Annotated in this window: 13 protein-coding genes; 8 read left to right on the top strand and 5 right to left on the bottom strand. The window is 67.6% G+C overall.

All coding sequences use genetic code 11. From position 1 onward, the window contains the following. Window positions 1–90: 90 nt before the first annotated feature. A complete protein-coding gene (locus ABT115_RS00065) occupies window positions 91–2,673 on the top strand; it encodes an ABC transporter ATP-binding protein/permease (protein ID WP_351781940.1) in 2,583 nt (860 codons plus the stop codon). A gap of 92 nt (window positions 2,674–2,765) precedes the next feature. On the opposite strand, the gene ABT115_RS00060 is transcribed toward ABT115_RS00065, so the two are convergent. Further along, window positions 2,766–3,539, bottom strand: a complete 774-nt coding sequence (locus ABT115_RS00060) for a transglycosylase SLT domain-containing protein (protein ID WP_351781937.1) — start codon at window positions 3,537–3,539, stop codon at window positions 2,766–2,768. A 496-nt stretch (window positions 3,540–4,035) separates the two neighbouring features. Here ABT115_RS00060 and ABT115_RS00055 point away from each other — a divergent pair, with 496 nt between their 5' ends. Together ABT115_RS00055 and ABT115_RS00050 are read left to right on the top strand one after the other, a co-directional pair. After that, window positions 4,036–5,181 carry a GAF domain-containing sensor histidine kinase gene (locus tag ABT115_RS00055; protein ID WP_351781934.1) on the top strand — a complete coding sequence of 382 codons (1,146 nt, stop codon included), beginning with the start codon at window positions 4,036–4,038 and terminating at the stop codon, window positions 5,179–5,181. Continuing rightward, the gene (locus ABT115_RS00050) at window positions 5,174–5,818 is read left to right on the top strand and encodes a response regulator (RefSeq protein ID WP_351781931.1); all 645 of its coding nucleotides are present in this window, start codon (window positions 5,174–5,176) and stop codon (window positions 5,816–5,818) included. The genes ABT115_RS00055 and ABT115_RS00050 overlap by 8 nt, the downstream gene beginning before the upstream one ends. 118 nt (window positions 5,819–5,936) lie before the next feature. Here ABT115_RS00050 and ABT115_RS00045 read toward each other — a convergent pair whose 3' ends face one another. Next, window positions 5,937–6,716: an Rv1486c family protein gene (locus ABT115_RS00045; protein WP_351781929.1), complete on the bottom strand. Its 780-nt coding sequence runs from the start codon at window positions 6,714–6,716 to the stop codon at window positions 5,937–5,939. Window positions 6,717–6,859: 143 nt separating this feature from the next. Between ABT115_RS00045 and ABT115_RS00040 the strand changes: the two genes are divergently transcribed. The 4 genes from ABT115_RS00040 to ABT115_RS00025 all read left to right on the top strand — a co-directional run bounded on the left by ABT115_RS00040 (window position 6,860) and on the right by ABT115_RS00025 (window position 10,082). Next, entirely contained in the window at window positions 6,860–7,657 is a 798-nt protein-coding gene (locus tag ABT115_RS00040) for an ABC transporter ATP-binding protein (RefSeq protein ID WP_351781926.1), read from the top strand. An 87-nt stretch (window positions 7,658–7,744) separates the two neighbouring features. Continuing rightward, window positions 7,745–8,173, top strand: a complete 429-nt coding sequence (locus ABT115_RS00035; protein ID WP_351781923.1) for an NfeD family protein — start codon at window positions 7,745–7,747, stop codon at window positions 8,171–8,173. Between the two features lie 146 nt (window positions 8,174–8,319). Beyond that, a complete protein-coding gene (locus ABT115_RS00030; protein ID WP_351781920.1) occupies window positions 8,320–9,252 on the top strand; it encodes an SPFH domain-containing protein in 933 nt (310 codons plus the stop codon). 62 nt (window positions 9,253–9,314) lie between these two features. Beyond that, complete coding sequence (locus ABT115_RS00025; protein ID WP_351782991.1) at window positions 9,315–10,082, top strand: sulfite exporter TauE/SafE family protein; 768 nt, start codon at window positions 9,315–9,317, stop codon at window positions 10,080–10,082. A gap of 60 nt (window positions 10,083–10,142) precedes the next feature. Here ABT115_RS00025 and ABT115_RS00020 read toward each other — a convergent pair whose 3' ends face one another. From ABT115_RS00020 to ABT115_RS00010, 3 genes are all read right to left on the bottom strand, one after another. Next, entirely contained in the window at window positions 10,143–10,649 is a 507-nt protein-coding gene (locus ABT115_RS00020) for an HNH endonuclease (RefSeq protein WP_093895792.1), read from the bottom strand. A 233-nt stretch (window positions 10,650–10,882) separates the two neighbouring features. After that, window positions 10,883–11,413 carry a YbhB/YbcL family Raf kinase inhibitor-like protein gene (locus ABT115_RS00015; protein WP_351781917.1) on the bottom strand — a complete coding sequence of 177 codons (531 nt, stop codon included), beginning with the start codon at window positions 11,411–11,413 and terminating at the stop codon, window positions 10,883–10,885. 52 nt (window positions 11,414–11,465) lie between these two features. Further along, complete coding sequence (locus ABT115_RS00010; protein WP_351781914.1) at window positions 11,466–12,248, bottom strand: sporulation protein; 783 nt, start codon at window positions 12,246–12,248, stop codon at window positions 11,466–11,468. Between the two features lie 73 nt (window positions 12,249–12,321). Between ABT115_RS00010 and ABT115_RS00005 the strand changes: the two genes are divergently transcribed. Beyond that, window positions 12,322–12,963, top strand: coding sequence for a DNA-3-methyladenine glycosylase (locus ABT115_RS00005; RefSeq protein WP_351781911.1), 642 nt, complete (start codon window positions 12,322–12,324; stop codon window positions 12,961–12,963). Window positions 12,964–13,445 lie beyond the last annotated feature (482 nt).

Below are 13,445 nucleotides of genomic sequence, written 5' to 3'. Positions count from 1 at the left end.
TTCGTATCGGATGCTGCTCCTGGAATAGTTCCCCACGATGTTCAGCATCCCTAGGCATCCCTGTGATGGGGGTAACTCGGGGGACAACTAGTGGGGCGCGGAGTGCCGGAACTCGTACTGGAATTGAATGGCAGGACCTGGACGCTCGATCCGTCCAGGTCGTACACCCTTGGGCGCGATCCGCAGGGCGACCTGACGCTCGACGACGCCAGGGTGTCGTGGCGGCATGCCACGATCAGCTGGGGCGGCCACAGTTGGTTCATCGAGGACCACGGCAGCACCAATGGCACCTACGTGCAGGGCCGGCGGATCCGGCAGCTGGAGATCGGGCCCGGCTCCGCCGTACACCTGGGCAATGCCACTGACGGACCGCGGCTGAGCATCGGCGCCGCAGCAGGTGCCGATGTGTACAGCGGGCAGGGCGCGGGTGCGAAGCAGGCCCCTGTTCAGCAGCCCCAGCAGGGTGGTGCCCACTGGCCCGGCCAGCAGGCACCCGTTCCGCAACAGCCGCAGCAGGGCCGGCAGCAGGCCCCTCAGGTCCAGCCGCAACAGCAGCCCGCGCAACCCCAACAGCCTCAGGTCCCGCACCAGCAGGGCATGGCGAAGACGCCCGTCGCAGGCGGGCCGCCCGGCGGTGTCGCAGGGGCCCCGCCGGTGCACGGCGACCGCAGCCCGACCACTTTCCACCAGCTGGCCCTCGACCGCGTCATGCGCATCGGTCGTGCGCTCGAGAACGAACTGGTCGTCTCCGACCTCCAGGTCTCCCGCCACCACGCCGAGTTCCACGCGACGCCCGACGGCCGCTTCGAGATCCGTGACCTCGGATCCCACAACGGCACCTACGTCAACGGTCAGCCGCTCTCCAAGTCCGGCTCCGCGCTCATCGGCCCGAACGACATCGTCGGCGTCGGTCACTCGACCTTCCGCCTGGTCGGCGACCGGCTCGAGGAGTTCGTCGACACCGGTGAGGTCTCCTTCTCCGCCCGCCACCTCACGGTGACGGTCGACGGCGGGAAGCAGATCCTCAAGGACGTCTCCTTCGGCGTCCCGGAGAAGTCGCTCATCGCGGTCATCGGCCCGTCCGGCTCTGGCAAGTCCACCCTGCTCAAGGCGCTCACCGGCTACCGGCCCGCCAACCAGGGCGATGTCCTCTACGACAACCGGAACCTGTACAAGCAGTTCGCCGAGTTGCGCCAGCGCATCGGTCTGGTCCCGCAGGACGACATCCTGCACAAGGAACTCACGGTCACCAAGGCCCTCAAGTACGCGGCCAAGCTCCGCTTCCCCGCGGACACCACCGAGGCCGAGCGTCAGGCCCGGATCCTCGAAGTCCTCGCCGAGCTCAAGCTCGACATCCACAAGGACAAGAAGGTCACCTCGCTCTCCGGCGGCCAGCGCAAGCGCGTCTCCGTGGCCCTGGAGCTGCTCACCAAGCCATCGCTGATCTTCCTGGACGAGCCGACCTCCGGCCTCGACCCGGGCATGGACCGCGATGTCATGCAGTTGCTGCGCGGCCTGGCCGACGACGGCCGTACGGTCCTCGTCGTCACGCACTCCGTCGCCGAGCTGGCGATCTGCGACAAGCTGCTCGTCATGGCGCCGGGCGGTTCCGTCGCCTACTTCGGCCCGCCGGAGGAAGCGCTCAACTTCTTCGGCTACACCACCTGGGCCGACGTCTTCTCCGCGTTCGAGAACTACCGCGACTACGACTGGGCGGACCGCTGGCGCGGATCGCAGCACTACCAGATGTACGCCGCGGACATCGACGCCGTCGCCGCGCAGTCCGTACCCATGTCACCCCCGCAGCAGATGCGCCAGCCGAAGCCGCAGAGCTGGACGGCCCAGCTGTGGACGCTGATGCGCCGCTACGTCTCGGTGATCGCGTCCGACAAGGGCTTCATGGGCCTGATGGTGATCCTGCCCGCCGTGCTCGGCATCGTCAGCGTGGTCATTCCGGCCGACTTCGGCCTGGCCCCGCCGCAGCCGCCGTCCCGGTTCAACGGAGCCGCCGGAACGATCATGCTGATTCTCGCGGTCGGCATGTGCTTCTCCGGCGCGGCCAACTCCGTACGAGAACTGATCAAGGAACGCGTCATCTACGAACGGGAACGGGCCACCGGTCTGTCCCGCTCCGCCTACCTGATGTCCAAGGTGATCGTCCTCGGCGTGATCACGGCCATCCAGGGCGTCATCATCTGCAGCATCGGTTTCGCCACCCGTGAGCTGCCCGCAGAGGGCCTGATCATGCCGCCGGCCGTCGAGCTCTGCCTGACGATCATCGTGCTCGGCTTCACCTCGATGATGTTCGGCCTGGTGATCTCCTCGCTGGTGAAGACCGCCGAGAAGACCATGCCGCTGCTGGTCATGTTCGCGATCGTCCAGGTCGTCTTCACCGGCATCCTCTTCCAGGTGTACGGAACGCCCGGCCTGGAGCAGTTCGCCTGGCTGATGCCGTCCCGCTGGGCCATCGCCGGCGCGGGCACGACGCTCGACCTCTCGCACCTCATGGCGCCGTGGGACCCGAAGAACCCGACCGACCTGGACCCGCTGTGGGAGCACTCGGCCAGTCAGTGGGCGATCGACATCTCGGTGCTGCTGCTCCTCGGAATCATCTGCGGCATAGTGGTCGCGCGACTGCTGCGCCGCCACGAGCCGGAGGTCATGCGCAAGTAGGCGCGGGCACCGGCACGGAACACCGAAGGGCGGCACCCATGGGTGCCGCCCTTCGGCGTATGCCCGGGTCGCCCGAGGGTGTCCGGAGCCGATCAGTACGCGCTGTTGACGTTGTCGATCGAGCCGTAACGGTCGGCGGCGTAGTTGGCCGCGGCGGTGATGTTGGCGACCGGGTCGTAGATGTTCGTCGAGGTGCCGGGGACGTGGTACGCGTCGAACGTCGGCGGGATGACCTGCAGCAGGCCCTTGGACGGAATGCCGTTCTGGGCGTTGATGTCCCAGCCGTTGATCGCGTTCGGGTTGCCGCTGGACTCCCGCATGATGTTGCGGTGCAGACCGTCGTACGAGCCGGGGATGCCGTAGGCATCCATGATGTCCAGCGCCTGCTTGATCCAGCCGTCCAGGTTGTTGGCGTAGACCGGGGTGCGGACCTCGGAGCGGCCGGCGGGCCGCGTCTCGGTGCGCTCGGCGGCGGCCTCGGCCTCGGCACGGGCCTTCGCCTCGGCGCGGGCCTCGGCCTCGGCGGCGGCCTTGGCCTTCGCGGCGGCCTGAGCCCGGGCCTTGGCCTGGACGGCGGCGGCCTCTTCGGCCCTGGCGCGGTCGGCGGCCTTCACCAGATTCTCGGCGGTGGAGTGCTGTTCGATGATGCTGGCCTGCATGGCCTTGGCCTGCGGAGTACCGGCGACCGATGAGAGGACCACGGGGGTGGCGGACGCGTTGGTCTGCGACTCGGGCTTGTCTTCGGCATTGGCGGGGACGAGCGAGAGCGAGAGCGAGGCGACGGCGATGGCGGAGATACCCGCGACGGAGAGCTTCTGAGTCTTGTTCAGGCGACGACGGCGGCCGGGGATGCTGGACACGGACATGCAGGCATACCTCTTCGAATGGCGGGAGTCCTCACGGAGGACGAAGACGGGAAGCGGTTTCGCATCTCCGTCGGGGACGAGTGCAATTCTTAGCGCCAGCAAAATTCTGTGGCAAAGGTGTGACGTACGACCCCGGGTAGTGGATTGCGGCCGCGCTCGAACGTGACGGCCCGCGCTCATACCCACCAATGCGGCGCCTGTGTGCCCACTAGCCGGCTTCGTAAGTGACGTGGGTCCTGTGCTCGGCCTCACATCGACCGAGTAGCAAACTCACAAGCCGTTGCTTAAGCAATTCGGAGTGTGAGGTTTCGTCTCGGGGAGGAGTGGATGGACGCCGCCGAACTCCCTCGAGCCGCACCAGGACAAGGCACTCCGGCCCAGGCGACAGGACCTGGACCGGTACCGACAGGACCTGGATCGGTCCTAGTCCCTGCGTCCCGATCAGCACCGTCCACAGGCCGATACGGCCTCCCTGCCCCGCCGGTACGGTGAGGCCATGAGCCATCGCCCACAGTCGGGCCTCGCAGCGGTGAGCGCCGCACTGCTCGCCATGAGCCGGCATCTCGAAGTGCGTGATGTCCTGAAGACGATCGTCGCCTCGGCCCGCCGGCTGCTGGACGCCGAGTACGCCGCCCTGGGCGTCCCGGACGACCACGGCGGCTTCGCCCAGTTCGTCGTCGACGGCATGAGCGACGAGCAGTGGAAGGCCATCGGTCCCCTGCCCCGGCAGCACGGCATCCTCGCCGCGATGCTCCACGAGGCGAAGCCCGAGCGTCTCGCCGATGTCCGCAAGGACCCCCGCTTCGAGGGCTGGCCCGCCGCCCACCCCGACATGTCCGACTTCCTCGGCCTGCCCATCAGGGACGGCGACGAGATCATCGGCGCACTCTTCCTCGCCAACAAGCGCTGCCCCAAACCCGAGGGCGGTTGCGGCTTCACCGCCGAGGACGAGGAACTGCTGTCGATCCTCGCGCAGCATGCGGCGATCGCCCTCACCAACGCCCGGCTGTACGAACGCAGTCGCGAGCTCACCATCGCCGAGGAGCGTTCCCGGCTCGCCCATGAGCTGCACGACGCGGTCAGCCAGAAGCTGTTCTCGCTGCGGCTGACGGCTCAGGCCGCCACTGCCCTGGTCGACCGCGACCCGGCCCGCGCCAAGGAAGAACTCCACCAGGTTGCCGCGCTCGCCGCGGAAGCCGTGGACGAACTGCGCGCCGCCGTCATCGAACTGCGCCCGGCAGCGCTCGACGAGGACGGCCTCATCGCCACACTCCGTACCCAGATCCAGGTCCTGGACCGCGCGCACACGGCCCGTGTCACCTTCGAGAGCCTGGGCGTACGTGCCCTGCCCGCCGCCCAGGAAGAAGCGCTGCTCAGAGTCTCCCAGGAGGCCCTGCACAACGCACTGCGCCACTCGGGCGCCGAGCACGTCGACGTCACCCTGGCCCGGCACGGCAGCGGCACGCTGCTGCGGATCACCGACGACGGCAGCGGCTTCGAACCCATGGCGACCCGGCAGGCAGGCCGCCACCTGGGCCTGGTATCGATGCGGGACCGCGCAAGCGGTGTCGGAGGAAGGCTCACCGTTGAATCGGCGCCCGGCAAGGGCACCACGATCGAGATGGAGGTCCCCGGTGGCTGACAAGATCATCAGGGTGCTGCTGGTCGACGACCACCAGGTGGTCCGCCGCGGTCTGCGTACCTTCCTGGAGATTCAGGACGACATAGAAGTGGTCGGCGAGGCATCCGACGGCGCCGAGGGGGTGGCCAGGACCGAGGAGCTCCGCCCCGACGTCGTCCTGATGGACATCAAGATGCCCGGCACCGACGGGATCGAGGCCCTGCGCAGGCTCCGCGGGCTGGAGAACCCGGCCAAGGTCCTCATCGTCACCAGCTTCACCGAGCAGCGCACCGTGGTCCCCGCCATGCGAGCCGGAGCCTCCGGATACGTATACAAGGACGTCGACCCGGACGCCCTGGCCGGCGCCATCCGCTCGGTGTACGCGGGCCACGTCCTCCTTCAGCCGGAGGTCGCGGGAGCCCTGCTCGCCCAAGACGACACGGGCAACGGTACGGGCCGGGGCAGCACCCTCACCGAACGGGAGCGGGAAGTACTGGGCCTGATCGCTGACGGCCGGTCCAACCGCGAGATCGCGCGAACACTGGTCCTCTCCGAGAAGACCGTCAAGACGCACGTCTCGAACATTCTGATGAAGCTGGATCTCTCGGACCGAACCCAGGCGGCCCTCTGGGCCGTCCGGCATGGGGCGGCGGGCTGACCGGGTGTGCACATCCCGGTGCAATGTGCCGGTCGGCCCAAGGCTACGGAGGGGATCGAGGACAAAACGGCCCCGGACGGCCCCAAGTAACAGCCGCCCCCGCCCGGCCGTCCAAGGCCTACCGCTCCCGCTCCTCCACATACGCGTTGTACGCGGCAACCTGCGCCCGCCGAGCCACCCGCTCCACCGGCCTCAGTGCCTCCCCCCGAGCCGCGATCTCCGACGCGCTCACCGCCCCGCCGTGCCCGTTCTCGGACGCCACCGAGATCAACAGCCCGACCCGCTGCGCCAGCTCCAGCACCCGTACCGCCCGCGGCGGATACCCCGGAGCCAGCGCCTCGCGCCCCCGCTCCGCCCGCGCCCGGTACGCATCCACCGCCGCCTCCGCCACCGGCCCGGAACCGGCCACATCCAACCGCGACAGCACCGCCGTCGCATCCCGCAACACCTCTGCGAGCTCCCGCTCCGCCTCACCCAGCGACGGCACATCGGCCGGCGGCGCCTCCCGCACCGGCAGACAACACCACACCACCTCGACGTGCAGATCCCCGTCCGGCCCCACCTCATGCACCTCGGGAACCAGCCCGTACGGCGCACCGAACGCGACCACCGCCTCCTCGGCCTCCAACGCCCGCGCATTGAAGTCCGGCGGACCGCTCAGCCCCAGCGGATGCCCGGGCGCCGGCAGTGCGACCCGGAAACCGGTCACCCCCAGACTCCGCAACCGCCCGAGCGCCAGCGTGAGCCCGACCGGCCCCGTCTCACCCGGCAGTCCCTCGACGCGGTGCACCGCGTCCTCCCCGACGATGGCGAGCACCGCGTCGTCCGGCGACACAAGCCCGGCCAGAAGTGCGTTTCCCCAAGCGGTCAGCAGCCCTGAGCGTGGTTCCGAAAGCATGGGAACAGCCTAAGGAACGAACCCGGGGCCTGTCGTCACACGGGCCCAGCGCCTGGGGCTCTCCTGCGGTGGCGTAGATTTCCCTGGGAGCTGTGCCCACAGGCACGCGACGATCTCGACACTGCATGGGGAGACAACGCGCCATGAGCGAAGTACTGGAGCTGGTGGACGTATCCGTGGTCCGCGACGGACGTGCTCTGGTGGACGACGTCTCCTGGCAGGTCAAGGAAGGGGAGCGCTGGGTCATCCTCGGCCCGAACGGCGCCGGCAAGACCACCCTTCTCAACATCGCTTCCAGCTACCTCTTCCCGACCACAGGCACCGCCAAGATCCTTGGCGAGCAGCTCGGCGGCGTCGGCACCGATGTCTTCGAGCTCCGCCCCCGCATCGGTATCGCAGGCATCGCCATGGCCGAGAAGCTGCCCAGGCGCCAGACCGTTCTGCAGACGGTGCTCACCGCCGCCTACGGTATGACCGCCACCTGGCACGAGAACTACGAAGCCGTCGACGAGGAGCGCGCCCGAGCCTTCCTCGACCGGCTCGGCATGACCGAGTGCCTCGACCGCAGGTTCGGCACCCTGTCCGAGGGCGAGCGCAAGCGCACCCTGATCGCCCGCGCCATGATGATCGACCCCGAGCTGCTGCTCCTCGACGAGCCTGCCGCGGGTCTCGACCTCGGTGGCCGCGAGGACCTGGTCCGCCGCCTCGGCCGACTGGCCCGCGACCCGTACGCCCCCTCCATGATCATGGTCACCCACCATGTCGAGGAGATCGCCCCCGGCTTCACCCACGTCCTGATGATCCGCCAGGGCAAGGTGCTCGCCGCGGGCCCCATGGAGACCGAGCTCAGCTCCCGCAACCTCTCCCTCTGCTTCGGCCTGCCGCTCGTCGTCGAGCGCAACGGCAACCGCTACACGGCCCACGGACTGCCGCTCTCGTAGGCGCAGCCGGACGACAGTCTCCGGACAAAACGGCGCAGTCGCCCGGCGCCCTGTCCGCGAGGGCACCCGCAGTCCTACCATGACCACGTGGACATCGATGCGTGGGTGTGGTGGCTGATCGGCGCGGTGGGACTGGGCATCCCGCTCGTCCTGACTGCGATGCCCGAGTTCGGCATGTTCGCCGTCGGAGCAGTGGTTGCGGCAGTCGTCGCGGCACTCGGCGGCGGCATCGTGGCCCAAGTGCTGGTATTCGTCGCGGTCTCCGTGGCCCTCGTTGCCGTGGTCCGCCCTATCGCCGCCAGACACCGTGGCGACCGGCCCCAACTCGCCACTGGCATGGATGCGCTGAAAGGCCGTCAGGCCGTCGTCCTGGAAAGGGTCGATGGCGCCGGCGGCCGGATCAAGCTGGCCGGAGAGATCTGGTCCGCCCGCGCACTCGACGAGGACCAGAGCTTCGATCCGGGCCAACAGGTCGATGTCGTCGACATCGACGGAGCTACGGCAGTCGTCATGTGACCGAACTACCCACACAACAGAGCGCGTTCTGTCAGACTCGATGTCGATCATCATAAGATCGGGGCCGTCGAGGTGTACGGCCCCTCCCGCGATCTCGACCTCGATCATCGCGATCAGTCGGCAACCGAAGGGCAACGAGGAACACGATGCAACCGATCATCATCGTCCTGATCATCCTGGTGGTGCTCGTCTTCATCGCCCTGATCAAGACGATCCAGGTCATCCCGCAGGCCAGCGCCGCCATCGTGGAGCGCTTCGGCCGCTACACCCGCACGCTCAACGCAGGCCTGAACATCGTCGTTCCATTCATCGACACCATCAGGAACCGCATCGACCTCCGTGAACAGGTCGTACCGTTCCCGCCCCAGCCGGTGATCACCCAGGACAACCTGGTCGTCAACATCGACACCGTCATCTACTACCAGGTGACCGACGCGAGGGCCGCGACCTACGAAGTCGCCAGCTACATCCAGGCGATCGAGCAGCTCACCGTCACCACCCTTCGCAACATCATCGGTGGCATGGACCTGGAGCGGACCCTGACCTCCCGCGAGGAGATCAATGCCGCCCTCCGCGGAGTCCTCGACGAGGCCACTGGCAAGTGGGGCATCCGCGTCAACCGCGTCGAGCTCAAGGCGATCGAACCGCCCACCTCCATCCAGGACTCGATGGAGAAGCAGATGCGCGCCGACCGCGACAAGCGCGCCGCGATTCTCCAGGCTGAAGGAACTCGGCAGTCCGCCATCCTCACCGCCGAGGGCGAGAAGCAGTCCGCGATCCTGCGCGCCGAAGGTGAGGCCAAGGCCTCGGCCCTGCGCGCCGAGGGCGAGGCCCAGGCCATCCGCACGGTCTTCGAGTCCATCCACGCGGGCGACCCGGACCAGAAGCTCCTCTCGTACCAGTACCTCCAGATGCTCCCGAAGATCGCCGAGGGCGACGCCAACAAGCTCTGGATCGTGCCCAGCGAGATCGGCGACGCCCTCAAGGGCCTCAGCGGCGCCTTCGGCAACCTCGGCAACGGTGCCCCCGGATTCGACACCACCGGCAAGGAGCGCCGAGAGCAACCCCCGGTCGACTGACGCGTACACGCCGTCGTGCATGATCAGTGCACCACGCACCGATCATGCACGAGGGATTCGCCATGACCACCTGGGAGATGCTCGCCGTCTTCATCGCGGGCATCAGCGCCGGCACGATCAACACGATCGTCGGATCGGGAACGCTGATCACCTTCCCCGTGCTGCTCGCCACCGGCCTGCCCCCGGTCACCGCCACCGTCTCCAACGCCCTCGGCCTGATCCCCGGTTCCATCAGCGGCGCCATCGGCTACCGCAAGGAACTCGCAGGACAGGCTCGCCGCGTCCTCAAGCTTGCCGTCGGCGCCCTGATCGGCGGCCTCACCGGCGCCAGCCTCCTGCTGGCCCTGCCCTCCACGGCCTTCGAGATGATCGTGCCGATCCTGGTGGCCCTGGCCCTCATCCTGGTCGTCCTGCAACCCAGCATCAGCAAAGCCGTCCAGCGCCGACGCGAACACACCGGCACCCCCGGCCGTCACGACGGCGGCCCGCTCCTCTTCGTCGGACTGATGCTCGCCAGCGTCTACGGCGGCTACTTCACCGCCGCCCAGGGGATCATCTACCTCTCCCTGATGGGCATGCTGCTCGACGACACGATGCAGCGCCTCAACGCCGTCAAGAACGTCCTGGCCGCCGTCGTCAACAGCATCGCCGCGCTCTTCTTCCTCTTCGTCGCGGACTTCGACTGGACGGCCGTCGTACTGATCGCCGTCGGCTCCGCACTCGGCGGCCAGATCGGCGCCAGGATCGGCCGCCGCCTCAGCCCCACTGTCCTGCGCATATTCATCGTCGTGGTCGGCACGGTCGCCATCGCCCAGTTGCTGCTCCGCTGACATACGAATGCCCGCCTTCCGAGAAGACAGGCATCCGATACGACAATATGCGGACGTCGACTACGCCGCGGTGCGGTCCAGCCACTCCGGCAGCGCCGACCGCTCACCGGCCCCCAGGGCCAGCAGCATCGCCTCCGCCGGCGACGGTACGAACGGCTGCCGCAGCAGCGGCATCCCCGCTTGCTCCGGCGTCCGGGCCGCCTTGCGGTGGTTGTCCTCGGCGCAGGACGCCACCGTGTTCAGCCAGGTGTCCTGACCGCCCTGGGCGCGCGGCACCACATGGTCGACGGTGCTCGCCCGCCGCCCGCAGTACGCGCACCGGTGCTGGTCCCGTATCAGTACGCCCCTTCGGGACCATGGAGCCTGTCTTCGGAAGGGCACCCGTACGTACCGGCAGAGCCTGATCACCCGGGGAACAGGAATGTCCACGGCGGCGCCACGCATACGGAGATCGGGGTGCGACTGCTCGACGACAGCCTTGTCCTGCAGAATCAGCACCACCGCACGGTTCAGCGTCACCGTCGACAGCGGCTCGAAGCTCGCGTTCAAAACCAGCGTGTCCCGCATCTCGTCCACCTCCCGTGTGCCGCCCACCCCCTGGCAGGCCCGGATCAACTCTGGCTGGGCAGGCCGTGATGGACAACGCAATAAAAAAATGCCCTGCCCTGATCTCTCCAGGACCAGGGCAGGGCAAACGGCGGGGGAACTCTTGGTGTACCAGAGGTGCTTCGAAAGTCCCGTCTGGCCGGGGGCGTCTGGCCCCGCCCTGCGGGCGGACGACGCTACTTTCGAAGCACGCCTCAGGCGGGACCCGTGTACTGGCCGATCAGCTGAGCACGGCCCAGCGTGTGAAACCGCAGATTGAATCCGACGACCGCGGGCGACACATCGCTGCCGACACCCAGCTTCTCGCTGTCCACCGCGTACACAGTGAAGACGTAGCGGTGGTTCTCACCGGCCGGTGGCGCGGCACCGCCGAAGTCCTTCGATCCGTAGTCGTTACGGACCTGTACGGCACCGGCCGGCAGCCCCTCGAACTTCCCGCTGCCCGCACCGGCCGGCAGCTCCGTGACCGACGCAGGGATGTCGAAGAGCACCCAGTGCCAGAATCCGCTGCCTGTAGGAGCATCGGGATCGAAGCAGGTCACGGCGAAACTCTTGGTCCGATCCGGGAACCCTTCCCACCGCAGCTGCGGCGAAGTGTTCCCAGCGGCGAACACCTGGGCGTCCGCCAGCACAGCCCCGGGCGCGAGATCGTCGCTCACCACCGTGAACGACGGCACCTCGGGATGGAAGTCGTGCGGCAGCGGCGCCCTCTTCGGCTCGGTCACGTCAGCACCTCTCCTGATCGCTCTACTGCTGTCAGCAGATCTCCCACCGACCCTAGAGCCAGTTGCGCCGACCGCCGACCTGGGCGAGCCACTGATTGAGGTACGCCGCCCAGTCGGTCCCCTGGAAGTCGTTCAGCCCGACCTTGAACGCGCGGTACGAGTCGCTGCCCTCGCTGAAGAGCCCCGGCTTCTTGTCCATCTCCAGGACGACGTCCATCTCTTGGCCGTCCGCGACGAACGTCAGCTCCACCTGGTTGAGCCCGCGGTACTGCTGCGGCGGGAAGAACTCGATCTCCTGGTAGAACGGCAGCCGCTGGCGCGTACCGCGAATGTGGCCGCGCTCCATGTCCGCGCTGCGGAAGCCGAAGCCGAGCTGCCCGAAGGCGTCGAGAATGGCCTGCTGGGCCGGGAGCGGGTGCACATTGATCGGGTCCAGGTCGCCCGAGTCCAGCGCCCGTGCGATCGCCAGCTCCGTGGTCACGCCGATGTTCATGCCGCGCAGATGCTGACCGGCGAACATCGTGATCGGCGTCTCCCACGGAATTTCGAGCCCGAACGGTACGACGTGCACGGCACCGGCCTGCACCTCGAACGCGCCACCGAGCCGAAGCTTGGTGAACTCAATGTCCTGCTTGCTCTCCGTGTCGTGGCCCTCGACCTCGACCCGGGCCTGCAGACCGACGGAGAGCCCCTCGATCTGCTGAGCCACGGATCCGCCCTGGATCCGCACCTCTCCCTGGACGACCCCACCCGGTACGACATTGAGTTCGGTCAGCTCGGTCTCCACCGAAGCACCGCCGGCACCCATGCTCGCGAGCAGCCGCTTGAAGCCCATTTTTACTCCTCCTTGGTCCTGACCCCTAGATACGTGCAACGACCGTATTCGGTTCCCGGTAACCTCCAACGCCATGAGCGAGGGCCTGGACCGTACGCCACTGACACGCGACTTCTTCGACCGCCCCGTACTGGACGTGGCACCCGACCTCCTGGGCCGGACCCTGGTACGCGCCACCCCCGACGGCCCCATCGAACTCCGCCTCACCGAGGTCGAGGCCTACGCCGGCGAGAGAGACCCCGGATCACATGCGTTCAGAGGCCGCACCCCGCGCAACAGCGTCATGTACGGACCACCAGGCCACGCGTACGTTTACTTCACGTACGGCATGTGGCACTGCCTCAACCTGGTGTGCGGCCCGGAGGGACGGGCCAGCGGCGTCCTGCTCCGTGCCGGCGACATCCAGATCGGCGCCGACCTCACCCGCAAACGTCGAATCTCGGCCCGTAATGACAAGGAACTGGCCAAAGGTCCAGCCCGACTGGCCACTGCCCTCGACGTCGATCGCGGCCTGAACGGCACCGATGCCATCGCCCACCCGGGCGCCCTGCTGTCGGTACTGCACGGCACCCCACCACCCCGCGGCCAGGTACGCAACGGTCCGCGCACCGGAGTGGGCGGCGACGGAGCCACACATCCGTGGCGCTTCTGGATCGACGGAGACCCCACAGTGAGCCCCTACAGAGCCCATGTGCCACGTCGCCGAGCAACTTGACTCGCCCTTGGGGGCCGCCTAATGTAGCCCGAGCCGCTTGAAACGGGTACTGCCATCGGTACGGTCCACCCGACCGCCCCGAGCATCCGGGAGCGGCCAACCACTACCTACGACTCACCCTGGCGGGTGCGAATTCGGTATGCCGTAATTCGAACCCCATCGACTCGATTATGAGTCGCCAAGGAAATCGGTTAATGTAGCGGGCACGCCGAAAGGCAAGGCCATTCCAACGGCCACCTGAATTCAAATTCGGACCGGAAACGGAACGAAAAGAGTCTGGTAAGGTTGGAGCCGCCGGAAAGGGAATCGCGAAAGCGAGGAACTGGAAAGCGCAGTAAAAATTCTCCTGCTCCGCAGGGGGCCGCTTCGACCGGGAATCGGACACGAAAGAGTCTGATAGAGTCGGAAACGCAAGACCGAAGGGAAAAGCCCGGAGGAAAGCCCCAGAGAGTGTTCTGCGGGTGAGTACAAAGGAAGCGTCC

Origin of the sequence: Streptomyces sp. NPDC001832 (assembly GCF_040297265.1) — a bacterium.
Lineage (GTDB): Bacteria > Actinomycetota > Actinomycetes > Streptomycetales > Streptomycetaceae > Streptomyces.
This window is presented reverse-complemented; position numbering and strand designations above follow the sequence as displayed.

What these genes read in the sequence shown, in the direction of transcription:
- ABT115_RS00060 (WP_351781937.1), bottom strand. Translation starts at nt 3,539, where the DNA reads ATGTCCGTGTCCAGCATCCCCGGCCGCCGTCGTCGCCTGAACAAGACT.
- ABT115_RS00055 (WP_351781934.1), top strand. Translation starts at nt 4,036, where the DNA reads ATGAGCCATCGCCCACAGTCGGGCCTCGCAGCGGTGAGCGCCGCACTG.
- ABT115_RS00045 (WP_351781929.1), bottom strand. Translation starts at nt 6,716, where the DNA reads ATGCTTTCGGAACCACGCTCAGGGCTGCTGACCGCTTGGGGAAACGCA.
- ABT115_RS00040 (WP_351781926.1), top strand. Translation starts at nt 6,860, where the DNA reads ATGAGCGAAGTACTGGAGCTGGTGGACGTATCCGTGGTCCGCGACGGA.
- ABT115_RS00030 (WP_351781920.1), top strand. Translation starts at nt 8,320, where the DNA reads ATGCAACCGATCATCATCGTCCTGATCATCCTGGTGGTGCTCGTCTTC.
- ABT115_RS00025 (WP_351782991.1), top strand. Translation starts at nt 9,315, where the DNA reads ATGACCACCTGGGAGATGCTCGCCGTCTTCATCGCGGGCATCAGCGCC.
- ABT115_RS00020 (WP_093895792.1), bottom strand. Translation starts at nt 10,649, where the DNA reads ATGCGGGACACGCTGGTTTTGAACGCGAGCTTCGAGCCGCTGTCGACG.
- ABT115_RS00010 (WP_351781914.1), bottom strand. Translation starts at nt 12,248, where the DNA reads ATGGGCTTCAAGCGGCTGCTCGCGAGCATGGGTGCCGGCGGTGCTTCG.
- ABT115_RS00005 (WP_351781911.1), top strand. Translation starts at nt 12,322, where the DNA reads ATGAGCGAGGGCCTGGACCGTACGCCACTGACACGCGACTTCTTCGAC.